Raw genomic sequence first — 26226 nt, forward strand, 5'->3', positions numbered from 1 at the left:
CCTGTGCGGGAGCCAGGGCGTCCGGTCGGCCCACGCCGTCAGCCGGTGATGAACGACCGGTAGCGGTCGAGGGCGGCGCCGATCGCGGCATCCGTCGCGGCTCCGGGGGCGAGCAGCTCCGGCACGGGGTCGTCGGCGTGCCGCCCGAGCGCGGTCGAGGAGAGCCACGATCCGACGACCTGGCCGTCGGCGACGAGGATGGGCCGCACCATGCCGTTCTTGCCGGGACCGATCGGGGCCCGGAACTCGGGTGCGCACACCGCGTCGCGGTCGGCGTAGGAGATGTAGTACTCCTCGAACGGCGGCAGCGCGAAGACGGGCGGAGCATCCGGATCGGGGTCGGGAAGGCCCGGTGCCACGTACACGCCCTCGTCGCACTCGACCAGGGACGGGGCTGCCTCCGCCGCGGCGGCACGGGCCGGTGTGAGGGGCAGGCCGGCCCACCACGCGAAGTCCTCGGCGGTGGCCGGGCCGTGGCCGGCGACGAACCGGGCGAACAGGGCGGCGACAGGATCGCCGGTCGGCGCACTGCTGCCGCGCACCCAGTCGTCGACGAGGACGAACGACTGCTCACGGCTCGGGCCGCCGGCACGGGAGACGACCGGCCCCTGGCAGAGGAATCCGCGCACCGCGAGCGCATAGATGACATGGACGCCGCGCTGGCCGGTGGGATCGACGCCGATGCCGCGCAGCACGTCGAAGATCTCCGCGCGCGTGAGACGGTTGCCGCCGTTCAGCGCGCCGAGGATCGCGGTCTCGCAGCGCGCGAACACGGCGGCATCCAGCCCGAGCGCACGGTGGCGCGCGGCGGCCTGACGCAGCTGCCGCTCGCCGGTGATCGCGACCACCCACGCGAGATCGCGCGCGGGGATGATGTGCAGTGTTCCGCGCATCGTCCAGGCGCGCACCAGCACGCCGCTATCGAACAGGGCGTCGACGTCGGCGATCGTGGGGCCGCCGGACACGCGGGATGCCAGGGCCCATCGCCCGCCCCAGAACTCCTGGGACTGCACCGCGAGCATGTGCTCCGCCGCCTCGGTCACGCTCGCCGCGGGGGCGGTCAGTCGGTGCGACCGCAGCCGCCGGTCGGTGAGAGCGGACCCGGTGATCGCCATGCCCGGATTCTCGCACGACCCTCCGACCTCCTCCGGGTTCGCAGGATCGGAGGCCGTTAGTCTACAATAGTGGAATAACGAAGGGAGCGCCGTGGGAACCCATGACGCGGCTGCGGACATCGTCGTCCGCGGTGGATCCATCCACACGTTCGATGCGCACGACACCGTGACCGACGCCCTGGCGCTGCGGGACGGCCGCATCGTGGCATCTGGCCGCGCCGCCGCCGCGCTCTCCGCGACGCGCGTGATCGAACTCGACGGACGCACCGTGCTTCCCGGCATCAACGACGCGCACCTGCACGCGGCGTGGCTCGGCGCCCGCTGGCCGCACCTCTTCTTCGGGGACGCCGGGCCCGGCCACTCCCCCGAAGGGCGCCTCGTCGCGACCGAGGCGGACCGCCGCGCCGCCCTCACGCGCGCCTGGCGGCTGCTCGCGTCCCTCGGCATCACCAGCTACACCGAACCGGGCATCGGACCCGGCGAGGACGACGGCGAGACCGGATGCTTCGGCCAGGCGATGCTCGACACCTACGTGACCCTGCACCGCGCCGGCGCGCAGACCGCCCGCGTCACGCTGCTGCGCCTGTTCGGGCACCTCGACGGCGAGGCCGAGCTCGAGGACGTGCGCCGTGGCGTGGCATCCCCCGTTCCTGCGACCGACCCGTGCTGGCTGAACATTGCCGGGGTGAAGATCTTCGCCGACGGCATTCCGCCGATGCGCAGCGCATGGGTGCGCGAACCCTACCTCGACGGCACGACGGGCGCGCTGCTGACCCGCGGGAGCGACCCGGTCGAGGCGTTCCGCGGCATGATCGCCGCCGCGCTGGATGCCGGTTGCCAGATCGCCGTGCACGCCACCGGCGACCGGTCGATCGACGAGTTCGTCTCTGCGCTCGAATCGCACGGGCCCGCGGCATCCGGCATCCCGGGCGGGCACTACGTGGTGCACGCGGATCTGGTCGATGCCGAACTCCTGGCGCGCATGGCGCAGGCCGGCGTCGGGATCGCCGCTCAGCCGGTGATCGCCGATCACACCGGCGCGTGGATGGAGCCGGTGCTCGGCGCGTCGCGCACCGCCGCGGCGTGGCCCTTGCGGCGGATGATCGACACCGGCGTGCGGACGACGATCACCAGCGACGCCCCCATCGCGACGCCCGACTGGCGCGTCACGATCGACGCCGCGCTGAGGATGCTCGGCGAAGACACCCCGCAGGTGCGCCGCGACCTGCTGCACCGGGTCACCACGGTGCCGGCCGCGCAGGATGCCGCCGCGCAGTGGAAGGGGACGCTCACCCCCGGCATGGCCGCCGACCTCGTGGTGCTCGACGAGGATCCGACCCGCCCGGGCCGCCCGGTGGCCGGCATCGGCGTCGCCGGGACGGTCGTCGGCGGCCGCGTCGTGTTCGAGCGCGGCGAGACCCCCGAGTCCGAGTAGCCCCGGCGCATCCCGGCGCGTCCCGCCCCGTCGCGGGCTCTCCTCCGCCCCGCCCCGTCGTGGCTCCGCTGTCCTGGATTGCACGCCAGGACGCAATCCAGGACAGCGGAACAGCAGGGTGCGCGGCCCGGGGAGGGGGAGGGCGAACCGCAAGCGGTCCGAGTGCGGCGGTCAGGCGGCGGTGGCGACGAGAACCCGGGGGCTGCCGGGGAGGGCGACCTTGTCGCGCACGGTCCAGCCGGTGTCGGCGAGCCAGCCGCGCACCTCCGACTCGGGGTAGACGACCGTGCCGTCGATCACGAGGTACTCCCCCGCGTGCAGGGCGTCGATCGCGCGCTGCTCGGCGTCGTCGTCGAGGAAGAAGTCCAGCAGCGTGAGCGTCGCGCCCGGGGCCGCGGCACCGCGCAGGTTCTTCAGGATGCCGATGTTCTCGTCGGCGGTGAAGCGGTGGATGACGTGGTTCATGAACACCGCGTCGTACTCGCCCTCCGGCGCGGTCGTCGCCGTGTCGCCGGTCGTGACGCTCGCGCGGGCGGACAGGCCGGCGGCATCCACCGCGGCGGCGACGCCGTCCTCGAAGCCGGGGGCGTAGACGAAGGTCGTCGACAGGCCCGGATTCGCCTTCATCGCCTCGATCGCGAACGCGGCCGACAGGCCGCCGAAGTCGAGGGCGCGCTGCGCGCCGGAGAGGTCGACGAGGCGTCCGAACTCCTGGCCGTGCAGCTCGTTGTAGGTCATCACCCCGGCCATGAAGGTGCCCCAGCGGGCGTCGTCCATCTGCAGGTCGCCGGGCTCGGTGGTGTCGACCGTGCGGCCGAATTGGAGCCAGTGCGGGTAGCTGATCTCGCTGAGGAACGTGAGGAACGGCGCCAGGTCGATGACGGATGCCCCGCCGGTGAGGTACGCCGCGGCATCCGGCTGCAGCGAGTACTCGCCGTCGGCGCGGGCGAGCAGGCCCTTCGCGGCCATGGCGTCGGCGAGGATGCGGGCCATGCGCGGGCTGACGCCGGTCTGCTCGGCCAGCTGCGGTGCGGTGCGCGGTCCGTCGGCCAGGGCTTCGAACAGGCCGATGCGACTGGATTCGAACAGCTGCTTGGCGGCCATGTAGCCGGTCGCGATGTCGAGGATGCGGGAGGCGTCGGGAGTGGTCATGGGAGGGATCCTTTCTACGGTTGTAGAAAATAAAAGGCCGGGATGTGGGCGGGTGTCCCTTCGTCTCGCTTCGCGCGCTCAGGGACCGGGGCGAGAGGGACCGGGGGTGTCAGCGGCCCTCGGAGATCAGGAACCCCCGGACAGCGGCGCGGAACTCGGGGGTGTGCAGGGCGCGCAGGTGATCGCCGGGGACTTCCCGGTACGCGGCTCCGGGGACGCCGGCGGCGAGCTCCGCGAGACCGGAGGTCAGGTCGTCGGCGTCGCCGCGCACGAACAGCGTCGGCACCGACGGCACCCCCGCCTGCGGGTCGAACGGTTCGGCGGCGAGCCCCTCGATGAGGTTCAGCGCCCCGGCCGAGTCGACGCCGGGAAGCTGCACCATGGCGAGGATCATGCCGGTGACGGGATCCGCCGGTGCGCTGCCGCCGGCGAGCGCGCCCCGGGCGGCTGCGAGATCCATCAGCGCGAACGGCTCGAACGGGCTGAGCCCGGCCAGCACCGCCCGACGCACCCCCCCGCGGCCGGCGAGGTCCCAGGCCAGCCGCGCGCCCAGCGAGTAGGAGACGACGTCGACCTCTCCCCCGGCGCCGGTGACGACATCCTGCAGCAGGTCGACCACGGCCGTCGTCGGCAGCGCCGCGGCGGGAGCCGAGGAGGCGCCGTGCGCGGGGAGGTCCACCACGATGCGCTCCCGCCCGGGAAGCACGTCCGCCCATTCGGCGTCGGGCCAGTCCACCCGGCCGCGCGAGGCGAGCCCGTGCACGAACAGCACCGGCGGGCCGGCGACCGGGCCGGAGGATGCGACCCGGTGCACGGAGAGGGGCGAGGTGAGGGCGGGCATCCGGATCATCCCTTCAGGCGGGCCAGGAACCCGTCCAGATACTGGTCGTAGTCGGCGATACGGTCGCCGTCCGGGTACATGAGGTTCACGACGGCCGACCCGATCACGGTGGAGATGTACTCGTTCGCGTACGGCTCGTACGGCGCCTCGGCGGTGATCACGCCGGCTTCCTTCGCCTCCGCGAACCGCTCGACGCACTGCGCCCGCCAGGACGCCAGGTGCTTGCGGTAGAGGTCGGCGAGCTCGTCGCTGGACATCGCGTTCTCCCACAGGGCCAGGAGCACCCGGCCGGCCGCGATCTCCTCGCGGGTGTGCGGCAGCGGTGCGCGCAGGAACGCCCGCAGCTGCTCGTCGGCGCCGCCCGGCACCTCCGCGTTGACCGCCTCGCCGAGTTCCTCGAGGATGCTCGAGAACGTCGCGGCGACGATGGCGTCCTTGCCGTCGAAGTAGTGCTTGAGCGCGCCGTTCGCGAAGCCGGCCTCGGCGGCGATCGAGCGCATCGTGGCCGCCTCGAAGCCGCCCTTGAGGATGATGCTCTTGGCGACCTCGATGATCTCGCGGCGCCGCTCGTCGTGGTCGATGACCTTCGGCATCCCTGTCTCCTGTCTGGTGCTGCTCGGTGCGGGTCAGAACCGCGTGCCGATGCGCGTCGTGGTCACATCTTCGCGGGTCTTCAGCCACGCCAGGCGCCGGGCGCGCTGGGCGACCGGGTCTGCGACCGGTGACGCGAGCCGGAGCCGCTCCGAGTAGGGATGCCCGGGATGCCGCGTCACCTGTTCGCCCTCGCCGGTCTCGACGAGTTCCCCGTGATACATCACCGCAACCCGGTGGCAGACCCGGCGCACCACGCCGAGGTCGTGCGAGACGAAAAGGTACGCCACCCCGGTGTCGCGCTGCAGCTCGATGAACAGGTCGAGGATCGTCGCCTGCGTGGTGAGGTCGAGGGCGCTCACCGGCTCGTCGCACACGATGAGCCGGGGCCGGCGCACCAGGGCCCGGGCGATCGCGACGCGCTGCCGCTGCCCGCCGGAGAACTCGCTCGCGTAGCGGTCCGCCCACGCCCGCGGCAGCTTGACCCTGTCGAGCATCTCGGCGACGCGCGCCTGCGCCTCGCGCCGTCCCGTTCCCGATGCGGTCAGCGGCTCGGTGAGGATGTCGCCGATCGTCATGTTCGGGTTGAGCGACCCGTATGGATCCTGGAAGACGACCTGGATGTCGGAGGCCAGCGCACGGCGGTCGGCGCCGCGGGCGTGGGTGATGTCGCGGCCGTCGAACGCGATCGTTCCGGAGGTCACCGGCGCGAGGCCGAGCACGGCCTTGCCGAGGGTGGACTTGCCCGATCCGGACTCGCCGACCAGGCCGACGCATTCGCCCGGGGCGATCTGCAGGGAGACGCCCGCGAGGGCGCGGAACGCGGTGCGGCCGCGTCCGTAGTCGACGACGACGTCCTGCACATCCAGCAGCGGCTCGGTCATCGGGTCACCTCCTGCGTGGCGGTCTGCCCTTCGACAGGCTCAGGGCGCGGGTCGGGATCGTGCTCAGGGCGCGGGTCGGGCTCGCGCTCAGGGCGCGGGTCGGGATCGTGCTCAGGGCGCGGGTCGGGCTCGCGCTCAGGGCGCTCCGCACCGGCGCCGGCGGCCCACGCGGCATCCAGCTCGGCGCGGCCTGCGGCGTCGTCCAGCGAGGCGGCGATCAGTTCGCGCGTGTACGGGTCGGCGGGGTGGGCGAAGAGAGCGTGGACTTCGCCCTCCTCGATGATGGAGCCGTTCTGCATGACGATCACGCGATCGCAGATGTCGGCGACCACCCCGAAGTTGTGGGTCACGATCAGCAGCGCCATGCCGTCTTCGGCCTGCAGTTCGCGCAGCAGTTCGAGCACCTCGGCCTGCACGGTGACGTCGAGCGCGGTGGTGGGTTCGTCGGCGACCAGCAGCGACGGGCGTCCGGCGATCGCGCCGGCGATCAGCACGCGCTGCGCCATGCCCCCGGAGATCTGGTGCGGGTAGCTGCGCATCACGCGGGCGGGGTCGAGGATCCCGACGCGGGTCAGCATCTGCCGGGCGCGCTGCGTGGCGTCCGCGCGGCTCAGGCCGTGCACCTTGCGCAGCGGCTCGGTCAGCTGCCAGCCGATCGTGTACGACGGGTCGAGGTTCGACATCGGCTCCTGCGGGATGTACCCGATGTCCCGGCCGAGGAGGGCCTGGCGCCGTCGGGCGTCGAGTCCGGTGACGTCGCGTCCGCCGATCAAGACGGCGGAGGCATCCGCCCGCCCGCCCTCCGGCAGCAGCCCCAGGATCGAGAACACGGTCTGCGACTTGCCGGAGCCGGATTCGCCGACGATCCCGACGACCTCTCCGGGGGCGACGTCCAGCGACGTGCCGTGCACCACCTCGGTGTCGCCGTAGGAGACCCGCAGGTTCTCGACGCGCACCGCCGCGGTCTGCGGGTCCGAGCGCAGCACGCCCGTGCCGAACGCAGGATCGATGCGCCCGACGGCCGGTGTTTGCGCGGTGGATGCCGCGGCTGCACCTGATCCGTCCTGCGTTCGGCCCGCGGACTTCTGCGCCCGGCGCTTGGCGCGGCGCACCGCGCGCGGCTCGGGGGCGCGAACCTGGATCAGCTCGGCGAGCGTGGAGCCCATCAGCGCGAGGACCGCGATCGACAGGCCGAGGGCCAACGACGGCCACAGCAGCAGGCGCGGGTTGGAGAGCATGTAGTGGAAGCCCTCGTTCATCATCGCGCCCCAGCTGGGGGTGTTCGCGTCGCCGATGCCGAGGAACTGCAGGCCGGCCTGCATGCCCATCGCGATGCCGGCGGTGAGCGCGGTCTGGATGGTGATGGGCGCGTAGGTCGAGCGGACCACGTGCCGGCTGAGGATGCGCCCGCTCGTCAGGCCCGAGACGCGGGCCGCGTCGATGTACAGCTCGTTGCGGACCGCCTGCGTGGTGGAGCGCGACATCCGGAAGTAGCCGGGCGCCATGAACACGCCGACGGTGGCCATCAGGATGACGAAGTCGGAGCGGGTGCCGGCGGCGACCACCAGCAGGATGATCATGCCCGGCACGGACTGCAGGGCGTCCGAGATCCAGGTGGTGATGCGGTCGAACGCGCCGCCGAAGTAGCCCGCCGCGATGCCGGTCGGAACGCCGAGAACGATGGCGGTCACCACCGTGATCAGCGCGCCGACGAGGGTGGTCCGCGCGCCCCAGATGAGGCGGCTGAGGACGTCGCGGCCGGTGGCGTCGCCGCCGAGCGGGTGGGCGGCGCTGGGGCCGGCCTGCGCGATCGCCAGATCGACGTGGTTGGGGTCGTACGGCGCGAGCAGGGGGGCGAAGATCGCGACGAGCACGATGAGCAGGAAGATCGCGAACGGGATGACGCCCGCGGGGCGGCGCAGGAACCGGGCGAAGAGTCCGGCCCGGCGGGCGCGCGACGGATCCAGCGCCCCGGTCAGCGTGGTGGCGCTCATTTGACACGCACCTTCGGGTTGAGGAAGCCCAGCACGAGGTCGAGCAGCAGGTTGACGATGACGACGAAGACGACCGAGACGACCGTGATGCCCAGCAGCATCGGGATGTCTCCGTTCTGCGAGGACTGGTTGGTGAGCTGTCCGATGCCGGGCAGGTTGAAGATCGATTCGACGACGACCGATCCCGACAGCAATCCGACGAACATCAGCGCGATCGTGGTGAGGGCGGCCGGCGCGGAGTTGCGCAGCAGGTGGGTCGTCACGGCCCGCGAGCCGAGGCCGCGGCTGCGGAGGGTGCGCACGTAGTCCTGCCGGGATGCCGACAGCACCGCGTTGCGCAGCTGCTCGGCGACCGCGACGATGCCGCCGAGGGCGAGCGAGACCGCGGGGAGGGTGATCGAGGCGAGCCAGCCGGTGGCGGACTGCTCGAGCGGCACGTACCCGACGGCGGGGAACCACTTCAGGTCGATCGCGAACCAGGTGATGAGCACCAGGCTGACCCAGAAGCCGGGAAGGGCGAAGAGGACGACCGAGACGGCCTTGGTGACCCGGTCGAACCAGCCGCCGGGCCGAAGGCCGGCGATGAGGCCGAACGCGGTGCCGACGACCGCCATGATGAGGGTCGCGAAGGTGACCACCGACAGCGTGACGGGGACCTTGGTCGCCAGCTGCTCGGACACCGGCTGGAAGTTGCGCCACGACATCCCGAGGTCGCCGTGCAGAACCCCGGTGAACCAGGTCCGGAACTGCGTGACGATCGGCTCGTCGATGCCGATCTTCGCGGCCAGGGCCGCCTGCTGGGCGGGCGTGGCCGACGTGCCGAGCAGCGCGGCGGTGGGATCGCTGATGGCGAAGTGCGCGAGGAAGAACGTCGCGATCGAGACGACGAACAGCAGCACGAGGCCGGCGCCGACGCGCTTGAGCGTGAACAGCAGCATGGCAACCTCTCGGGATTCGGGTGGGGGTCGGGGAGGATGCCGGCAACGGTGCCCGGCATCCTCCCCGGGAAGGGGGTCAGCCCTGCGTGATGTAGCGCAGCGTCGGGAACATCATGCCGATGATCGGCTGCACCTTGATGCCCTGGGCGCTGTAGTACGTGTTGTCCGCCTGGTACCAGACCGACCACCACGCCTGCTTGGTGAGCTCGGTGTTGAGGTCCTTGATGGCCTGCGTCTGCGCATCGCCGCTGGTGGTGTTCACCTTGTCGACGGCGGCCTTCACCGACGGGACCTTGGCGTAGTCGGGGTTCGGGTTGAACCACTGCGCACCGGACACGTTGCGGAACACGGTGGCGTTGGCGTTGCCGTCCAGCGCGAGGAACGCGATGAACATGGGGTACTTGCCGGCGTTGAGCTGATAGTCGGGCTGCTGCATGTTGTCCCACGTGACGGTGACGCCGATCGCCTTCAGCGACTGGGCGGCCACGGCCTGCCAGGCTTGGAAGACGGGCGACATCGGCATGTGCAGCGAGAAGCCGTTCGCGTAGCCGGCCTGGCTCATGAGCTCCTTGGCCTTGGCGACGTTGTACTTGTACATGTCGTTCAGTGCCGGGTCGTTGATGCCGGCGCCGTCGGGGAAGACCTGGTTGGTGGCGACGCCCGCGCCCGAGCCGACGGCCTTCAGGATGCCGGCACCGTCGAACGCGTAGTTCAGCGCCTGGCGCACGCGCACGTCGCCGAGGGGCTTCAACTGCGCGCCGGTGTGGTCGTTGATCTCCAGGCCCGCCCAGCCCGAGACGCGGCTGGCGACGTTCCAGCTGTTCTGCTTGGCGGCATCCAGATTGGCGACGTCGCCGTACTGGACGTTGATCTGGCCGGAGAGCATCGCGTTCTGGCGGGCCGTGGCATCCATGATCGGGAAGATCTCGACGCTCTTCCAGGGGTACTGCTTGGCGTCCCAGTAGCCCTTCACCTGGTCGAACTTGTAGTCCGAGCCGGCCGTGCTGCTCGACGACAGGGTGTAGGGGCCGGATCCGACCGGGCTCTTCGCGAGCGTGCCGGCGTCGATGGACTTGGGCGCCATGATGTACCCGCGGCCGAGGCCCATGAGGTACAGGATCGTGTCGTCGCGGGTGGAGAGGTCGACCTCGACGGTGTGGTCGTCCGTGGCCTTCACCGCCGTGACGTTTTTGTACGCCTCGCCGGAGCGGGCGCCCTTCTTCAGGTATTCGAGGCTCTTCACCACGGCGGCCGCGTCGAGCGTCTCGCCGTCGGAGAATTTGATGCCGGCGCGGAGGTCGAACGTGATGGTCTTGCCGTCGGCGGCGACCGTCCACTTCTGCGCGACGGCCGGCACCGGGTTGCCGTTCTTGTCGAGGGCGACGAGGGTGTCGTAGATCGCCGACAGGTACGGTCCGTCGAATCCGATGTCGGCGTTGGCGGGGTCCCACGACGTGACGTCGAGGAAGTTGCCGATCTTGAGGGTGTCGGGACCGGCGGATGCCGGGTCGCCGGATGCCGCCGTGTTGCCGCCGCCGGTGCATCCGGCCAGGGCCAGGCCGGTGATCGCCACCGCGGCGAGGGATGCCGCGAGGTGTGTCTTCTTCATTGAGTCCTTCTCTCGGGTGCGGGTAGGTGGAAGGAGGAGGAGCCGGTTGCCTGGTCCGCGAGATCATGCCGGATCGGGACGCCACTCCGCTGTGCCGTGCTGGTTAGTCTACATGTGTGGAAACTTCCGTCAAGACTTCGGCGGATTTTTTTCCACGAGTGTAGATAACGGTCTCGTCACGGGCGGCGGGCGGCGTCCGGCGGTCTGGACGGAGTCTGTGCGAACCCTGCGACTCCCCTGGGTCGACGGGAGCGGAATGCCCATTTCGTCGGATGCAGACGCCAGGCGCGACGTAGCGTGGCGCAGACGGCTCCAGACGACTCGGTCCGGACCGCGTTCATCCGGAGGATGCCATGAAACCGAAGATCGCGCTGCGCGCAGCGGCCTCGACCATCGCCGTCTGCGGCACGGTCGCGCTCGCGGGCTGCGCGTCGACGAGCCCGGCGGGCGCGGGCCCGCACGATCCGGCAAACGCCGGCTACATCGCCTCGCAGGCGAAGTCGATCGCCCGGTCCCTGGACCTCACGCACCCACCCAAGGTCGACCTGATCCGATTCGTCACCCCCGCCGAATGGGCGCAGACCCAAGTGCAATGCATGAAGAAGGCGGGATTCCAGGCCGGACTCACCACGGATGGCGAAGGCGTCAGTAACCCGCCGGCCAGCAGCGACGAGATGGAGCACCAGCTGAGGTTGGCGATGTACCGGTGCGAGGTCCAATACCTGACCGCACCGAAGTACGAGACGCCGCTCACCAGCGCGCAGCTCCACCGCCTGTACCGATACCGGTCGACCGACCTCGTCCGCTGCCTCGAACGTCTCGGCCACGATCCGGCCGAGAAGGCCCCGAGCGAATCCGTCTTCGTGGAGAGCGGCGGCGCCTGGACACCATACGCCAGCGCCGGAATCCCCGACAGCGACCTCCGGCACACCACCCTCACGTGCCCGCAAACCCCCGCAGACCTCTACGGATAGCCAGTGCCGCACCGCACCGCACCGCACCCCTGCTGACCCGCCCCTGGAGAGGCGGGCGCCGAGCATCGCTCGGGATCGCACTCCTCGCCGCTCTGTCGGCGGGAGGCTGTGGATGGGCGCTCGCAACCGTCCTGCGGCCTGCATCCGACCGGTCCACCGTGGCTCGGTTCACTTACGTTCGTGTGGCCGAAGGAACGGTGGGCGAGACCTTGAACCTCGACGCCGTCGCCCAGTGGACCTCGACGCCGGTCGGGGCGCAGTCGGCCGCGCCCGCGAGCTCCTCGACCGGTTCGGAGTCGATGTCCCGGCCGACCGCAAGCCTGCGCAGGTGTCCGGCGGTCAGGCTCAGCGCATCGCATTATGCCGAGCAATGCTGAACCGCCCGCGCATCCTGCTCGCCGATGAACCCACCGGCAACCTCGACCCCACCACCGCGCAGACGGTGACCGATGCCCTGACCGCGCATGCCCGCACCGGGGCGACGGTCATCGTCGTCACCCACTCTCCCGTCCTCGCCGCGGCGTGCGATCGGGAGATCTCGCTGTGAGTCGACAGCTGCCACTGCTCCGCGAAGCGGTGAAGTCCGCACGCTCCGCACCGGTCGCCTCTGCTCTGACGGTCCTCACCATCGCCGGCATGATGCTCGCAGTGATGCTCACCACGGGACGGGCCGTCGGAGCCGAGGACCACGTACTCGACTCGATCGACTCGGTCGGGACGCGGACCATTCTGGTGCGTGCGGACCCGGCCGCGGGACTGACCAGCGATGTCCTCGGCAGGCTCGCCCACATCGAGGGGATCAACTGGGCCGGCGCCTTCTCGACGGCGATCGACTCGACCAACACCCGCATCCCCGACGGCGCGAGCGTTCCAGTGCGCTACGCGTACGGGGACGATCTGCGAGAACTCGGGATGACGCCCTCACCGTCATCCCGAGTCGCGTACGCATCGCAAGAGGCCCTCGACCGGCTGGGTCTTCCCGATGCCGCCGGCAGCATCACCCTCACCGACGGGACGACATACGGGATCGGCGGCCGCATCGACTCCCCTGCGTTCCTCGCGGACTTCGAACCCGTCGTCCTCGTCCCGAGCACGGGCGCACGCACGCCCCACCCGATCAGCATCCTGCTGGTCATCGCCGCGCGGCCTGACCTCGTCGGCACGCTGACTGACGCGGTGACCTCGGTCCTCGCACCCTCCGACCCGACGAAGGTCACGATCCAGACCAGCGCAAGCCTGGCCGCCCTTCGGTCGATCATTCAGGGCCAACTCGGCAGCTTCTCACGCCAGCTCGTGGTCGCCTTGCTGATCGTCACCGGCATCCTCGTGTCTGTGATCCTGTACGGTCTCGTGATGATGCGGCGCAAGGACTTCGGCCGGCGACGCGCGCTCGGCGCGACGCGCACCTTCATCCTCACTCTTCTCCTCGTTCAGACAGCGCTTCTCGCCGTTGCCGGGATCGGCGGCGGAACGGTGAGCGCGGTCGTCACGCTCCTCGTCGCGGGCGACCCGTTGCCGCGACCGGCGTTCACGATCGCGCTTTGTACGCTCACGCTCCTCACTGCGACCCTCGCCGCGCTGGTGCCGGCCGCTATCGCGAGCCGGCGGGAGCCGATCCGAGAACTGCGGGTTCCATGAGCATGCGACCCACGAAGCGCGAGGCTAGACCGCGCAGTTCGGTGCGGCCGACCTGATCCCGCCTGTCGAGATCACGCCCCAGGCGGAGATGGCACCATATCCCGTCCGGTTCGACCGCCACGTGTACGAATTCTTGTTGTCCCACCGCTTGACGATATGACCCGCGACCAGGTGGAACACCTGGCCACTGGCATTCGATTGGATCGAAATCGTCTCGATGTTGAATGAGCATCGGTACTGACCACCCGTCTTCGTCGCATCGGCGAACGCAGCGGACCCGCCCACCAGGGCGACGGCGGAGGCGATGGCGAGCCCGGCGGCTGCCTTGCGAACATGCTTCCTCATTGAGAGACTCCTCGATTCTGTCCAGTGGCGCTCAACACCTTCGTACCGCCTCGGCGCGGGACGGTGGAGGGCCGAACGCTAGAATCCGGACGATTGAGTAGTCAACTCTGCGCTTTTGAGTAGTCGGCGACGAAAACCGTGCAGCCGGCACGGACGACCACCTCGTGCAATTTGCCGGCGTCGGCTCACCGCCGCGTCACGGCATCCAGCGGCCGTCGGGGGAGACCTCGGTGTCGCACTGCAGCTGGGCCAGGGCGGCCCGGAGCTCCGGGCCGTGGGCGGCGGCGAGCTCGATCGCGCCCAGGTTCGCGGCGAGCTGCTCCGGGCGGGATGCCCCGAACAGGACGTTCCCGACCCGGGCATCGGCCAGGCACCACGCGATCGCGAGCTGCGCCGGGGTGGCGTCGAACTCCGCCGCGACCCGGGCGACCTCCGGCGCGACGGCGGCGACGCGGGCGCGGATGCCGCCGACATCCGCGCCGATCTTGCGCTGCGGATCGCGGCCGAGCAACACGCCTCCCTCGAACGCGTCGGAGGCCTGCAGGCCCAGCATCCCGCTCCCGAACAGCTCCGCGTAAGGCGCGCCGTCTGCCATCGCGCGCCGGGCGATGCCGTACTTCAGCTGCGCGAAGCTCGGCGCCTCTCCCCCGGATGCCGCGGCGACCTCGAGGGCCCGGCGGGTGTCGTCGATGACCCAGTTGTTGATGCCCCACGCGCCGACGAGACCCTCGCCGACCAGCTCGCCGACCTCGCCGACGAGCCGTTCCATGTCCGGTGCGTCGAGGTAGTCGCCGACGACCACGGCGTCGAAGCGGTCGATGCCCGCGCGGTCCAGCGACTCGCGCAGCTGCCTGCGGAAATCCTGGTTCGGCCAGTCCCACAGCCACAGCTTCCCGCAGAGGAACACGTCCTCCCGCGCGACGCCCGAATCGGCGAGCGCCCGCCCGAAGACGATGTCGGTCTTCGAGTTCTCGGCGTGCGGACCCATGTTGTAGTACGCGACGTCGAAGAAGCCGGCGCCGGATGCCGCGGCGGTGCGGATCATCCCCACCGCGTCGTCGTGGCCCATGCGATCCCACGTGTTCCACGATCCGAGGCCGAGGGTCGGAACGGCCGGCAGAGCGGGGCCGAGTGAGCGGGTGGGTGCGGGCATCGTCGCCTCCGGAGTCGGTCTTGCGTTTTTCTACATTTGTATAATAACGTCATCGACGCAGGGCACCGCAACCGTGCGGACACCCGCCGAGGCTCAGAGAGGAGCACCCATGACCAGCAGTCCCCGGGTCGTCGTCATCACCGGCGGAGCCGGCGGGATCGGCCGTTCCCTGGCATCCGCCTTCCTGGCCGAGGGCGACGCCGTGGTGCTCGCCGACCTGCCCGGCGAACGTCTGGATGCCGCGGGCACCGACCTCGGCGTGGCCACCGCCGGCGTCGATCTCACCGATCCCGGGGCCGCGGCATCCGTCGTCGCGCAGGTCGCCGAGACGCACGGTGCGATCGGCGTGCTCGTCAACAACGCCGGCATCCTGCACCTGCACGGGTCGGTCGTCGACCTGCCGGTCGCGGACTTCGAGGCGACGGTGCGGGTCAACGTCCTGGGCACGTTCGCGATGACCCAGGCCGTCGCGCGCCACATGATCGACGCCGGCTCGCGCGGAGCGATCGTGAACATCTCCTCCATCGGCGGGCGCCAGCCCACCCCGGGGATGGGTGCCTACGAATCGAGCAAGGCCGCCGTCGATGCGATCACGCGCTGGGCGGCCATCGAACTGGCGGCATCCGGCATCCGGGTCAACGCCGTCGCGCCGGGCCCCGTCGACACCCCGATGATGCGCGCGGGGATGCCGGACGGCTCGCCGATGCGGGAGGCGTGGCTGTCCCGCATCCCGCTGCGGCAGATGGCCGATCCCGACCAGGTCGCCGCGGCCGCCGTGTTCCTGGCATCCGGCCGCGCCGCGCACATCACCGGAACGAGCCTGCCGGTCGACGGCGGCCAGCTGCTGCTCTGACCCGGCGCACCCGACGGAAGGAAACGAGGATGACCCTCCCCACCCATACCCGGGCCGCGGTGCTGACCGCACACGGCGAGCCCCTCGAACTGCAGGACCTCCCGCTGCCGGCCGAGATCGAACCGGGCGCCGCCCTCGTGCGCATCGGCGTCTCGACCCTCTGCGGCACCGACATCGAGATCTGGTCGGGCAAGATGAGCTTTCCCGGGATGCTGCCGATGGTGCTCGGCCACGAGATGGTCGGCGAGATCGTGGCGGTCGGCGCCGGTACCGTGGACGCGCTCGGGCGGCCGCTCGCGCCGGGCGACCGGATCGGGTGGTCGGAGTCCACGTGCGGCCGCTGCTTCGGCTGCGTCGTGCTGCGCGAGCCGGTGCACTGCACCAGCCGCGGCTACGGCTTCCTGCAGCGATCCGACGTCCCGCCGTTCGCGACCGCCGGCCTCGCCGACTACGCCTACGTCACACCGGGCGCGGCGAAGCTGCGCCTGCCCGACGCCGTGAAGGACACCTGGGCCTCGATGGCGGGATGCGCCGCCAAGACCGTGCTGCGCGCGTTCGACCGGATGGGCGGCGTGCGCACCGGATCCCGCGTGGCCGTGCAGGGCTCGGGCGCGCTCGGGATCTTCGCCACGGCGGTCGCCAAGATCTCCGGCGCCGCGCAGGTCATCACGATCGGGGCCCCGGCATCCCGCCTCGAGCTCGCCCGCCGGTTCGGCGCGGACGCCGTCGTCGATCTGGCCGGCGGAAACACCGTGGAGCAGGTGCTCGAACTGACCGGCGGCCACGGCGCCGACCACGTGTTCGACTTCGCCGGGGCGGCCTCGGTCGGCCCCGAGGCGATCGGCATGGCAGCGCTCCGCGGCACGTTCACCGTCGTGGGATCGACCGGCCCGCAAGGCGACGCGTTCCCGCTGTCGGCGGTCATGGGCAAGGAGCTGACGATCACCGGATCGCTCAACGGCGACATCGCCGACTACGCCCGGTCGATCGCGTTCTTCGAGGCGTTCGCCGACCGGTATCCGTGGGACGACCTGTTCTCGGCACCCGTCGGACTGGCCGACGCATCGGCGAAGATCGCGTCGATGGACCGCCTCGGCGAAGTCAAGGCCGTGATCGACCCGCGCCTGGACGCGGCCTCGAGCACGGAGGCGGCGGCATGATCCCGCAGCGCCGCCTCGGGGCATCCGACCTGACCTGCGGCGTCTTCGCCCTGGGCTCGTGGCACACGTACGACCGCATGGACTTCGGCGACGCCGTCGCGATGGTGCGCGCCGCGGTGGATGCCGGGGTGAACCTGTTCGACGTCGGCGTCTACCAGGGCCCGGGGATGCCGCCCGTGTTCACCGACGTGCTCTTCTCGGCCATCGTGCGCGCCGCCGGCATCCGCCGCGACGAGTGGCTGCTGTCGAGCAAGCTGTGGCTGGAAGGGTACGGGGATGCCGGCTTCCGCCCACAGCTGGAGAACGCCCTGTTCCGGGTCGGCGCCGACCACGCGGACCTCGTGGTGCTCGGCGATCTGCGTGACTCGGCCGTGGACCTGCGCACCGTCGTGCTCGACCTCGCCGGACTCGCCGAGGCGGGGCTCATCCGGGCGTGGGGCGTGAACAACTGGTCCGCCACCACCGTGCAGCGCCTCCTCGACCTCGCACGGGAGGAGGGCGTCCCCGGCCCGGTCACGGCGCAGCTGAAGTATTCGGTGGCCCGGCGCTCGATCCCCGACGGCGAGCCGTTCGCCCACGTCTGGGATCAGGGCGTCGCGCTGGAGGCGTCCGACGCGCTGGAGGGCGGCATCCTCGCCGGCAAGGTGAACCCCACCCGCCAGATCGGCCGCGACCCGGGCGACATCCGCGACGCGATCGTCGCGCAGGTTCCGGCGTTCACCGCCGTCGCGTCCTCGCTGGATGCCTCCCCCGCCCAGCTCGCGCTCGCCTTCACCCTCACCCACCCGGCCACCGCGACGACCCTGTTCGGGGCGACGAGCCTCGACCAGCTGAACGCGAACCTCGCCGCATGGGATCTCATCGAACGCGTCGGCGCCGACCGCCTCCGCGAACTGACCGCCCCGTTCTGGACCGACCGCGGGATCGTCGATCCCGAAGGTCCGTGAGCGGCGGCCCCCTTGCGCCCTGAGCTTGTCGAAGGGCAGACCCACCCGACACAACTGCCCTTCGACAGGCTCAGGGCGCCGACCCGACACAACTGCCCTTCGACAGGCTCAGGGCGCCGACCCACACACCCAAGGAGTCCCCATGACCACCACCGACCTCCGGCCCGCGCCGGTGCCGTTCGACCCGCAGGTGCAGACGGTGCTCGACGCGATGGCGCAGAACCCGCAGCCCGCGCTCACCCGCGAGACGATCGCGGCATCCCGGATCGGGGCCGAGACGATGTTCCCCGCCAATGACGAGGTGATCGCCGGCCGCGCGGTCTCCTGGGAGGAGCGCGTCATCCCCGGGCCGGCCGGAGCGCCGGACCTCGAGCTCACCGTCTTCCGCCCGCACGGCACCGAGGGGCAGGCGCTGCCCGCCCTGTACAACATCCACGGCGGCGGGATGATCGTCGGCCACCGCACGTGGGAGCACGGGCGGGTCGTCGACCTCGTCGCGGAGCTGGGCGTCGTGGGCGTCACGGTCGAGTACCGGCTGGCACCGGAGAATCCCTTCCCGGCCGGCGCCGAGGACTGCTACGCCGGTTTCGTGTGGCTCGCCGAGAACGCGGCCGCGCTCGGCATCGACCCCGACCGCATCGTGGTGATGGGCGGCAGCGCCGGCGGCGGCTTCTCCGCCGCCGTGGCGCTCATGGCCCGCGACCGGCAGGGCCCGCGCATGGCCGGCCAGCTGCTGCTGTGCCCGATGATCGACAACACGAACACCACGGTGTCCAGCCACCAGTACTCGCGGCTCGGCACCTGGACCCGGGAGCTCAACGAGCTGGCCTGGGCGTGCGTGCTCGGCGACGACGACGCGGACTCGGCGGATGCCCCGGCCTTCGCCGCCCCGAGCCGCGCGACGGACCTGTCGGGCCTGCCGCCCGCGTTCATCGAGGTGGGGGCGGCGGAGACGTTCCGCGACGAGGACGTCGACTACGCGACCCGCATCTGGGCGACCGGCGGACAGGCCGAGCTGCACGTGTGGGCGGGTGGATGCCACGGCTTCGACATGTACGTGCCGGATGCCGAGATCTCCCGCGCCGCCCTGGCGACGCGCTCGTCGTGGCTGCGCCGCATCCTCGGGCTGGAGGGATGACCGTGAAGACGACGACGTCGCCCATCCGCCCGCGTGCGCCCTACTGGGACGACGCGACATCCGCCCCTGCGGAACCGGCCGTGGTGCCCGTGCCGTACGACCCGGCTCTCGTCGACGGCCTCCAGGGGTTCCTGGATGCCGTCGAGGTCCTGCCCCTGCTGCCGGGCACCATCCACGCCAACCGGGAGCACTTCGCCCGCATCATCCCGGGCATCGAGGTGCAGGCGGAGGGTCGCGCGGTGACGTGGGAGCACCGCGTCGTTCCGGGCCCGGCCGGGCAGCCCGACGTCGAGGTGACGATCGTGCGGCCGGCGGCGGCATCCCCCGGGCTCGCCCCGGGCGTCGTCTCGATCCACGGCGGCGGCATGGTGCTCGGCACGCGGTTCTTCGGAACCCCCGAGCTCATCGACCTCGCCGAGCGCTTCGGCGCTGTCGGCGTCGCGGTCGAGTACCGGCTCGCGCCCGAGGCGCCGGGCCCGGCGCAGGCGGAGGACTGCTACGCCGCCCTCGTCTGGTTCGCCGAGCACGCCGCCGCGCTCGGCGTGGATCCCGCCCGCATCATCGTCTCGGGAGCGAGCGCCGGCGGCGGACTGTCGGCGGCGGTGTCCCTCATCGCCCGCGACCGGCAGGGCCCGGCGATCGCCGGGCAGCTGCTCGGCTGCCCGATGCTCGACGACCGCAACGAGACGGTGTCCTCGTTCCAGTACGACGGCTTCGGCGCGTGGGACCGCACCAACAACGACACCGCGTGGACGGCGATCGCCGGCGCCGCCCGGTTCACCGACCGGGTGTCGCCGTACACGGCCCCGGCGCGGGCATCCGACCTGTCGTCGCTCCCACCCGCGTTCGTGGAGGTGGGCGCGGCCGAGACGTTCCGCGACGAGGCCGTCGCCTACGCCACGCGGCTCTGGGCGGCCGGAGGCCAGGCCGAACTGCACGTGTGGGCCGGCGGCTACCACGGGTTCGCCAGCGTCTCCCCCGACGCGGAGGTCTCGCGCGCCGCGAACGCCGCCCGGGACAGCTGGCTGCGCCGCATCTGGGGACTGGCCTAGCCGTGCGCGCCGCCCGCCGAGCTCGGCCCGGCCGGTGGCGGCTCATGCTGGTGCTCGGCGCGATCGAGGCGTTCGGGCCGCTGTCGATGGACGTGTACCTGCCGCAGCTGCCGCATCTGGCGGCTTCCCTCGGCGCCTCGGACGCCCTCGCGCAGGCGACCATGTCGGCGTGCATGATCGGGCTCGGCGCCGGGCAGCTGATCGCAGGTCCCCTCAGCGACCGGTTCGGCCGGCGGCGCCCGCTGATGGTCGGCATCGCCGCGTTCGCCGTGCTGTCGGTGGTGTGCGCCCTCGCCCCGACGATCGAGGTGCTGCTCGGCGCCCGGCTGCTGCAGGGCTTCGCGGGGTCGGCCGGGATCGTCATCTCGCTCGCCGTCGCCCGCGACCTCTTCAGCGGCACGGAGCTGTCGCGGATGCTGTCCCTCCTCCTGCTGGTCTCCGGTTCGGCGCCCGTCGTCGCTCCGCTGATCGGCGGCCAGCTCGCGCGGGTGATGGACTGGCGGGGCGTCTTCGGGGTGCTGGCCGGGGTCGGCATCCTGCTGCTCGCGATCGCCGCGATCGCCCTGCCCGAGTCCCTTCCGCGCCCTTCGCGCCACGCCGGCGGGATGCGGGTGCTCGGCCGGCACCTGGCGACGATCGGCCGCGACCGCCTGTTCGTCGCGGTGTTGTGCGCCACGGCACTGTCCGGCGTCGCCTTCTTCACCTACCTGTCGATGTCGACCTTCGTGCTCGAGCAGCAGTTCGGCCTGACGCCGCAGCTGTTCAGCCTCGTGTTCGCGATCAACGCGGTGTGCAGCATCGGCGGGGCGCAGGTCAGCCGGGTGCTCGTCGGACGTACCGGCCCGCTGCGGATGTTCCTCGCCGGGTCGATCGGGGCCGCGGTCGTCGCGGCCGCATTCCTCGGCGGCGTCGCGCTCGGCGTCGGCGTGGCCGGCGTCGTGGTCGCGCTCGCGGCATCCCTGTTCGCGTCGGGTCTGGGCGGCCCGAACGGGTCGGCCCTCGCCCTCACCCACCACGGCGCGCGCGCCGGCACCGCGGCCGCATTCCTCGGGTGCGGGCAGTTCCTCCTCGGCCCGATCGTCGCCCCGATCGTCGGGTCCGGCGGCATCACTGCGCTGAGCATGGCCGTGACGATGGCCGTCGCCTCCGGCTGCGGAGCCCTCGTCGCCTGGTTCGCGGTGCGCCCCGCCGCCCGCGCCACGGAGCATGCGGGGATGCCGGTCAGAGCACGAAGCCGGTGACCGCCCGTTGGAACCGGCGCGTGTGCAGCACGCCGAAGTGGTCGCCCGGCACCTCCAGGTAGTGCGCCCGCGGGATGCCGGCGGCCAGCCGGTCGAGGCCGACGGTCAGCTGATCGTCGGCGCCGCGCACCAGCAGCAGCGGGAGGTCGGGCACCCGGCCGGCGTCGAACGGCTCGCGGGCGAGTCCCTCCACGAGCCGCAGCACCTCGGCCGGTTCGAGGCCGGGCAGCTGCGCCATCCCGAGGATCATCCGGGTCAGCTCGTCGGCGGGCGGGTCGCCCCCGGCGAGCGCGCGCCGCGCCGCGGCGAGGTCGACGGAGCCGAACTCGACCCGCGGGCTGAGTCCGGCCAGCACCGCCCGGCGCACGCCGCCGCCGGCCAGGAGGTCCCACGACAGGCGGGAGCCGAGCGAGTAGGCCACGACGTCCACGAGGCCGCCGGCGTCGCGGACGACCTCCTGCAGCAGCTCGACGATCGCGCTCGGCGGCAGCGGCTCCCCGGGCCGGAAGGACGCCCCGTGCACCGGCAGGTCCACGACGAACGACTCGCGTCCGGCGGCCGCGAACGGCGTCCCCCATTCGGCATCCGGCCAGTCCACGCGGCCTCGCGAGGCCAGGCCGTGCACGAACAGCACGGGAGGCCCGGCGACGACCGTGGTGGCGGCCGGCACGTGGTGCACGTGGAGGCGGGAGGTCACCCGCCGATCCTGTCATCCCCGGCTTTGATCAACCTGCGTGGCGCACCCGCGCCCGGTCAGTCCAGCAGGCGGTCGCTGAGGTCGCCGATCGCCACCATGACCTCGGGGTTCTCCGGTGCGACCGGCCCGGGAACGTAGCGCACCGAGCGGAGGCCGCCCCGATGTGCGAACCGCCCGTGCACCGCGTGCAGCTCCCAGTCGACCGGGCCGCCGCCCTCGAAGCCGACGCTGATGCCGGTGAACGGCGCCATGCCGACGAGCATCGGCACCCGCTCGAAGCCGCCGGCATCGACGCCGTCCACGCACACCCGCACCGCCCAGGCGATGCCGGGGAGCGCGTCGAAGGCGACGTCGATGCGCGTGACGCCGGCGGGCACGTCGATCTCGCGGCGGTGCATGACGCCGTACGCGTTGAAGGAGAGGAGCAGCCGCCCCGAGACGCCGGCCAGCAGGTACCCGCCGCCCTGGTCGCCGTGCGAGACGAGCACGCCCTCGCCGACGCCGCCGGAGAGCGCGATCTCGATGCCGAACGAGCGCATCCCGGTGAGCCGCTGCGAGCGCCACCGCTCGAGGGTGGGTGTGCCGGGCATGATCGTCACCGGCCGGGAGAACTCGAGGTCGCTCGCGGGCCGGTGCGTGAAGAGGGAGAAGTCGTCGTCCTGCGGGAAGACCGTGTTGCGCCAGGCCTCCCGGTGCCACCGGGCCGCGAACTCCGCGACGAGCCCGGGGTGGGATGCCGCGACGTCGTGCACCTCGGCGGGGTCCGCCTCGATGTCGTACAGCTCCCAGGCATCCTGCGCCAGCACCGGCGAGACCGCCTTGAAGCGCCCGGAGTACAGCGCCCGCTGCCCGACGAGTTCGAGGTACTGGCCGTCGTGCGGCGTCGGGGCATCCGGATCCCGCAGCACCGGCACGAGGCTGACGCCGTCGGCCTCCGCGACGGGGATGCCGCGCAGCGTCGCGGGGCGCTCCACCCCGGCGAGGTCGAGCAGCGTGGGGGCGAGGTCTGTGATGTACGCGAACTGTCGGCGGATGCCGGCATCCTCCGCCGCGCGCGGCAGGCCGGCCGGCCGGCCACGACACCACCAGCGGCGTGTGCACCCCGCCCTCGAACACCTGCGCCTTGTACATCCGGAACGGCGTGTTGGAGGCGTGCGCCCACCCGCGCGGATAGTGGCCGTGCACGCGCGGGCCCCCGAGGTCGTCGAGTGGGCGCTCGACGTCGGCGTTCCAGTCGTCCGGAAGCCCCGCCAGCTGCACGAACTGGCTGAAGTAGCTGCGGGTGCCGCGGATGCCGCCCTCGCCGGTGCCCCCGTTGTCGCTGAGGAACACGATGATCGTGTTCTCATACTCGCCGAGGTCCTTCAGGTGGCCGACGAGCCGGGCGAGAGACTGGTCGACGCCGTCGACCGCGGCGGCGTAGACCTCCATATGGCGGGCGAACAGCGCCCGGTCCTCGGGCGGGAGGTCGTCCCACGCCGGCACGCCCATCGTGTTCTCGGGCCCCGACGGCGACAGCTCGGCGGTCTCCGCGAACAGGCCCCGGGCCCGCTGCCGCTCGAAGCGCGCCCGGCGCACGGCATCCCACCCCGCGTCGGGCGCCTGCCGGCAGCCCGCCGGGCGCATCGGGTGAGTCGTGGTGGGGGCATCCGGCATCCTCGCTCTCGTCTACGTTTGTAGACTATAGCCCCGTTGCGGCGCGATCACACCCGCCATGGCGCGAGCAGGTGCTCGAGCAGGGCGGCGCTGCGCTCGGCGGATGCCACCGGGGAACCCTGCACCTCGCGCAGCTGCATCACCTCGAACACCGAGAGCAGGGCGTCGGTGAGCGGCGCCGTCGGCGTGGCCGGGACGAGGACGCCGTCTTCGACGGCCTCCTCCAGGTGCCGCGTCACCTGGCGCCCCCAGTCCTGCTCGACAGACCGGGTGTGCGTGCGGAACTCCTCGTGCGCGGGCAGCAGCCCCCAGAAGCTGACGACCACCACCGCCTCCGCCCGGGTCGCGTCGTCGTGCGGGACGATCTCGCCGACCATCGCGTCGAGCGCGTCGAGCCCGCGCTTGCCTTCCGTGGCTTCGGTGATGCGGATGCCGGTCTGCGTGTACACCCGCTCGAACGCGGCGCGCACGACCTCGTCGATGCTGGTGAACGAGTGCCACAGGGCGCCGGCGGCGATCCCCGCCTCGACGGCGAGCGCACGCGTGGTCGCCGCGGCGACCCCGGACCGGGAGACGATCCGCAGGTAGGCGTCGACGATCTGCGCGCGCCGGGCATCCGGATCGATCCGCTTGGGCATGCCTTCGATTCTGACGCACGGGACGGGAGCCTCCGCACGGCGCGCCACTCGGGACTTCGCGGCGCACCCTGGACAGCATCCGGCGCCCGGGCTATTCTTGAGCGATCGCTCAAAGACCCGAGCCCCAGGAGACCGCGATGACGCACGACCACAGCGCCCACGACCACAGCGCCCACGATCACGGCGCCCACGACCACGCCGAGCACCGCCACGGCACCGCCACCCTCGAGGCGCCCGCCGCACCGCACCCGCTCGATCCGCTGACCGGTCCGGAGATCGAGGCCGCCCGGGCGATCCTCGTGGCATCCGGGCACCTCACCGACACCACCCGCGTGCCGATGCTGCTGCCCGACGAGCCCACGAAGGACGAGCTCGCCGCCTGGACGCCCGGCAGCCCGGTCGACCGCCGCGTCGAGGTCACCCTGATGGACGTCGAGACCAACCGGGTGACCGAGGTCGTCGTCTCCATCACGAACGAGACGATCGTCAGCGAGCACGTGCACAAGGCCGGCGAGGCGCCGTACGGGCAGCCGCAGTACCTGTTCGAGGAGTACGAGCGGGCCGAGGGGATCGTCAAGGCGTCCCCCGAGTGGCGGGCGGCGATGAAGCGCCGCGGGCTCGAGGATCGCTGCGAGCTCGCCTTCTGCTCCCCGCTCGCGCCGGGCTTCGTCGGCCGGGAGAACGAGGTCGGGCGCCGGGTCATCCGCTCACTGACGTTCCTGCGCGACAGCGAGGACGACATCCCGTGGGCGCACCCCGTCGAGGGCCTCATCGTGCACATCGACCTGGTGACCAACGAGGTCATCGGCATCGAGGACGAGGGCGACATCCCCGTGCCTGCGGGCTCCGGCAAGTACACGCTGGATGCCGTGGGCCCCGCGCGCACCAGTCTCAAGCCGATCGAGATCACCCAGCCCGAGGGCCCGAGCTTCCAGGTCGAAGGCTCCAAGGTCGACTGGGAGAAGTGGTCGATGCGCGTCGGCTTCAACGCCCGCGAGGGCCTGGTGCTCAGCGACATCTCGTTCGACGGCCGCTCGGTGCTGTCGCGCGCCTCCGTGCCCGAGATGGTGGTGCCGTACGGCGACACGATCAACACCAAGTTCTGGATCAGCTACTTCGACGCCGGCGAGTACCTCCTCGGCAAGAACGGCAACCCGCTGCAGCTGGGCTGCGACTGCCTGGGCGTCATCCACTACTTCGACGGCTACGTCGCCGACGACCACGGCCACGCCGTGCAGATCCCGAACGTCGTCTGCATGCACGAGGAGGACTACGGCGTGCTGTGGAAGCACACCGAGATGGGGCCCGTGGGCGCCCAGGTGCGCCGCTCCCGCCGGCTGGTGGTGTCGTACTTCGCGACGGTGGGCAACTACGACTACGGGTTCTTCTGGTACTTCTACCTCGACGGCTCGATCCAGGTCGAGGCGAAGGCGACCGGCATCGTGTTCGTCGGGGCCGGCATCCCCGGCTCGGCCAACCCGCACGCGCCCGAGATCGCTCCCGGCGTGTTCGCGCCGGTGCACCAGCACCTGTTCTGCGCGCGCCTCGACGTCGCCATCGACGGCGAGGACAACCGCCTGGTCGAGGTGGATGCCCAGCGCATCCCGATGGGCGCGGACAACCCGTTCGGCAACGCGTTCACCTGGAGCGAGACACCGCTGCGCACCGAGCAGGAGGCTCAGCGCCTGGCCGACCCGACGGTCGCCCGCGTGTGGCAGGTGGAGTCGGCATCCCGCACCAACCACCTCGGCAAGCCGACCGCCTACCACCTGCTCCCCGAGGCGAGCGCGCTGCTCATGGCCGACCCGCAGTCGTCGGTCGCCGCGCGGGCCGCGTTCACCACCAAGCACCTGTGGGCGACCGCGTACGACCGGGAGGAGCGCTGGCCCGGCGGCCGGTACCCCAACGCCCACCAGGGCGGCGCGGGCCTGCCGGAGTACACCGCCGACGACCGTTCCATCGACGGCACCGACCTCGTGCTCTGGCACACCTTCGGCCTGACGCACATCCCGCGCACCGAGGACTGGCCGATCATGCCGGTCGACTACGCCGGATTCTGGTTCAAGCCGTACGGGTTCAACGACGTGAATCCGGCCATGGACCTTCCCGAGGGGTCCACGGCGGCGGCATCCTCCTGTCACTGCGCGGGCGGCGACTGCGCCTGCTGAGCCGTGC

The 26226-nt window shown here is 71.7% G+C and carries 24 protein-coding genes and 1 pseudogene; 11 read left to right on the forward strand and 14 right to left on the reverse strand.

Annotated features, from left to right (window positions below; all coding sequences use genetic code 11):
• Window positions 1–38 precede the first annotated feature (38 nt).
• Window positions 39–1115 carry a winged helix DNA-binding domain-containing protein gene (locus LK09_RS18890; RefSeq protein ID WP_039403068.1) on the reverse strand — a complete coding sequence of 359 codons (1077 nt, stop codon included), beginning with the start codon at window positions 1113–1115 and terminating at the stop codon, window positions 39–41.
• 91 nt (window positions 1116–1206) lie between these two features.
• Between LK09_RS18890 and LK09_RS18895 the strand changes: the two genes are divergently transcribed.
• Window positions 1207–2550, forward strand: coding sequence for an amidohydrolase (locus LK09_RS18895; protein ID WP_039403070.1), 1344 nt, complete (start codon window positions 1207–1209; stop codon window positions 2548–2550).
• A gap of 171 nt (window positions 2551–2721) precedes the next feature.
• On the opposite strand, the gene LK09_RS18900 is transcribed toward LK09_RS18895, so the two are convergent.
• The 7 genes from LK09_RS18900 to LK09_RS18930 all read right to left on the reverse strand — a co-directional run bounded on the left by LK09_RS18900 (window position 2722) and on the right by LK09_RS18930 (window position 10559).
• Window positions 2722–3702 carry a methyltransferase family protein gene (locus tag LK09_RS18900; RefSeq protein ID WP_039403072.1) on the reverse strand — a complete coding sequence of 327 codons (981 nt, stop codon included), beginning with the start codon at window positions 3700–3702 and terminating at the stop codon, window positions 2722–2724.
• Between the two features lie 109 nt (window positions 3703–3811).
• Window positions 3812–4543 (reverse strand): alpha/beta fold hydrolase, encoded by a 732-nt coding sequence (locus tag LK09_RS18905; protein ID WP_039403201.1) that lies wholly within the window; start codon window positions 4541–4543, stop codon window positions 3812–3814.
• A 5-nt stretch (window positions 4544–4548) separates the two neighbouring features.
• Window positions 4549–5136, reverse strand: coding sequence for a TetR/AcrR family transcriptional regulator (locus tag LK09_RS18910; RefSeq protein ID WP_039403074.1), 588 nt, complete (start codon window positions 5134–5136; stop codon window positions 4549–4551).
• Window positions 5137–5169: 33 nt separating this feature from the next.
• Complete coding sequence (locus LK09_RS18915) at window positions 5170–6018, reverse strand: ATP-binding cassette domain-containing protein (protein ID WP_039403076.1); 849 nt, start codon at window positions 6016–6018, stop codon at window positions 5170–5172.
• Window positions 6015–8012: a dipeptide/oligopeptide/nickel ABC transporter permease/ATP-binding protein gene (locus tag LK09_RS18920; RefSeq protein WP_197061113.1), complete on the reverse strand. Its 1998-nt coding sequence runs from the start codon at window positions 8010–8012 to the stop codon at window positions 6015–6017. Before LK09_RS18920 ends, LK09_RS18915 begins: the two co-directional genes overlap by 4 nt.
• Complete coding sequence (locus LK09_RS18925) at window positions 8009–8950, reverse strand: ABC transporter permease (protein ID WP_039403078.1); 942 nt, start codon at window positions 8948–8950, stop codon at window positions 8009–8011. Before LK09_RS18925 ends, LK09_RS18920 begins: the two co-directional genes overlap by 4 nt.
• 76 nt (window positions 8951–9026) lie before the next feature.
• Window positions 9027–10559, reverse strand: a complete 1533-nt coding sequence (locus LK09_RS18930) for an ABC transporter substrate-binding protein (RefSeq protein WP_039403080.1) — start codon at window positions 10557–10559, stop codon at window positions 9027–9029.
• A gap of 353 nt (window positions 10560–10912) precedes the next feature.
• Between LK09_RS18930 and LK09_RS18935 the strand changes: the two genes are divergently transcribed.
• The 3 genes from LK09_RS18935 to LK09_RS18945 all read left to right on the forward strand — a co-directional run bounded on the left by LK09_RS18935 (window position 10913) and on the right by LK09_RS18945 (window position 13171).
• On the forward strand, window positions 10913–11533 hold the full coding sequence (locus LK09_RS18935; protein WP_039403082.1) for a hypothetical protein: 621 nt from the start codon (window positions 10913–10915) through the stop codon (window positions 11531–11533).
• Window positions 11534–11765: 232 nt separating this feature from the next.
• Window positions 11766–12080 carry an ATP-binding cassette domain-containing protein gene (locus LK09_RS21245; RefSeq protein ID WP_231563161.1) on the forward strand — a complete coding sequence of 105 codons (315 nt, stop codon included), beginning with the start codon at window positions 11766–11768 and terminating at the stop codon, window positions 12078–12080.
• 89 nt (window positions 12081–12169) lie between these two features.
• Complete coding sequence (locus LK09_RS18945; protein ID WP_156138913.1) at window positions 12170–13171, forward strand: ABC transporter permease; 1002 nt, start codon at window positions 12170–12172, stop codon at window positions 13169–13171.
• Window positions 13172–13195: 24 nt separating this feature from the next.
• Here the strand turns inward: LK09_RS18945 and LK09_RS18950 are convergent, their stop codons facing one another.
• Both LK09_RS18950 and LK09_RS18955 read right to left on the reverse strand, forming a co-directional pair.
• Window positions 13196–13516 carry a hypothetical protein gene (locus LK09_RS18950; protein WP_039403084.1) on the reverse strand — a complete coding sequence of 107 codons (321 nt, stop codon included), beginning with the start codon at window positions 13514–13516 and terminating at the stop codon, window positions 13196–13198.
• 196 nt (window positions 13517–13712) lie between these two features.
• Window positions 13713–14669, reverse strand: coding sequence for an aldo/keto reductase (locus LK09_RS18955; RefSeq protein WP_039403086.1), 957 nt, complete (start codon window positions 14667–14669; stop codon window positions 13713–13715).
• 109 nt (window positions 14670–14778) lie between these two features.
• Between LK09_RS18955 and LK09_RS18960 the strand changes: the two genes are divergently transcribed.
• The 6 genes from LK09_RS18960 to LK09_RS18985 all read left to right on the forward strand — a co-directional run bounded on the left by LK09_RS18960 (window position 14779) and on the right by LK09_RS18985 (window position 21060).
• A complete protein-coding gene (locus tag LK09_RS18960; RefSeq protein WP_039403088.1) occupies window positions 14779–15522 on the forward strand; it encodes an SDR family NAD(P)-dependent oxidoreductase in 744 nt (247 codons plus the stop codon).
• A 29-nt stretch (window positions 15523–15551) separates the two neighbouring features.
• Window positions 15552–16682: a zinc-binding dehydrogenase gene (locus LK09_RS18965; protein WP_039403090.1), complete on the forward strand. Its 1131-nt coding sequence runs from the start codon at window positions 15552–15554 to the stop codon at window positions 16680–16682.
• Window positions 16679–17629 (forward strand): aldo/keto reductase, encoded by a 951-nt coding sequence (locus LK09_RS18970; protein WP_039403101.1) that lies wholly within the window; start codon window positions 16679–16681, stop codon window positions 17627–17629. The genes LK09_RS18965 and LK09_RS18970 overlap by 4 nt, the downstream gene beginning before the upstream one ends.
• Window positions 17630–17771: 142 nt before the next feature.
• Complete coding sequence (locus tag LK09_RS18975; RefSeq protein ID WP_039403103.1) at window positions 17772–18767, forward strand: alpha/beta hydrolase; 996 nt, start codon at window positions 17772–17774, stop codon at window positions 18765–18767.
• Window positions 18764–19819: an alpha/beta hydrolase gene (locus LK09_RS18980; protein WP_082008386.1), complete on the forward strand. Its 1056-nt coding sequence runs from the start codon at window positions 18764–18766 to the stop codon at window positions 19817–19819. The genes LK09_RS18975 and LK09_RS18980 overlap by 4 nt, the downstream gene beginning before the upstream one ends.
• A 44-nt stretch (window positions 19820–19863) precedes the next feature.
• Window positions 19864–21060, forward strand: a complete 1197-nt coding sequence (locus LK09_RS18985; RefSeq protein WP_052227003.1) for a multidrug effflux MFS transporter — start codon at window positions 19864–19866, stop codon at window positions 21058–21060.
• On the opposite strand, the gene LK09_RS18990 is transcribed toward LK09_RS18985, so the two are convergent.
• The 4 genes and pseudogenes from LK09_RS18990 to LK09_RS19000 form a co-directional block, all read right to left on the reverse strand.
• Complete coding sequence (locus LK09_RS18990; protein ID WP_231563162.1) at window positions 21041–21757, reverse strand: alpha/beta fold hydrolase; 717 nt, start codon at window positions 21755–21757, stop codon at window positions 21041–21043. The genes LK09_RS18985 and LK09_RS18990 overlap by 20 nt on opposite strands.
• Window positions 21758–21813: 56 nt before the next feature.
• Window positions 21814–22929 carry a sulfatase/phosphatase domain-containing protein gene (locus LK09_RS22065; protein ID WP_407939201.1) on the reverse strand — a complete coding sequence of 372 codons (1116 nt, stop codon included), beginning with the start codon at window positions 22927–22929 and terminating at the stop codon, window positions 21814–21816.
• Window positions 22826–23413 (reverse strand): annotated as a pseudogene (locus LK09_RS22240) (sulfatase-like hydrolase/transferase); the annotation flags it as partial. The pseudogene LK09_RS22240 and the gene LK09_RS22065, both read right to left, overlap by 104 nt.
• Before the next feature lie 47 nt (window positions 23414–23460).
• Complete coding sequence (locus LK09_RS19000) at window positions 23461–24051, reverse strand: TetR/AcrR family transcriptional regulator (protein ID WP_039403105.1); 591 nt, start codon at window positions 24049–24051, stop codon at window positions 23461–23463.
• Window positions 24052–24188: 137 nt separating this feature from the next.
• Between LK09_RS19000 and LK09_RS19005 the strand changes: the two genes are divergently transcribed.
• Entirely contained in the window at window positions 24189–26219 is a 2031-nt protein-coding gene (locus LK09_RS19005) for a primary-amine oxidase (RefSeq protein WP_082008387.1), read from the forward strand.
• Window positions 26220–26226: the final 7 nt, after the last annotated feature.

The sequence above is a fragment of the Microbacterium mangrovi genome (assembly GCF_000802305.1).
Lineage (GTDB): Bacteria > Actinomycetota > Actinomycetes > Actinomycetales > Microbacteriaceae > Microbacterium > Microbacterium mangrovi.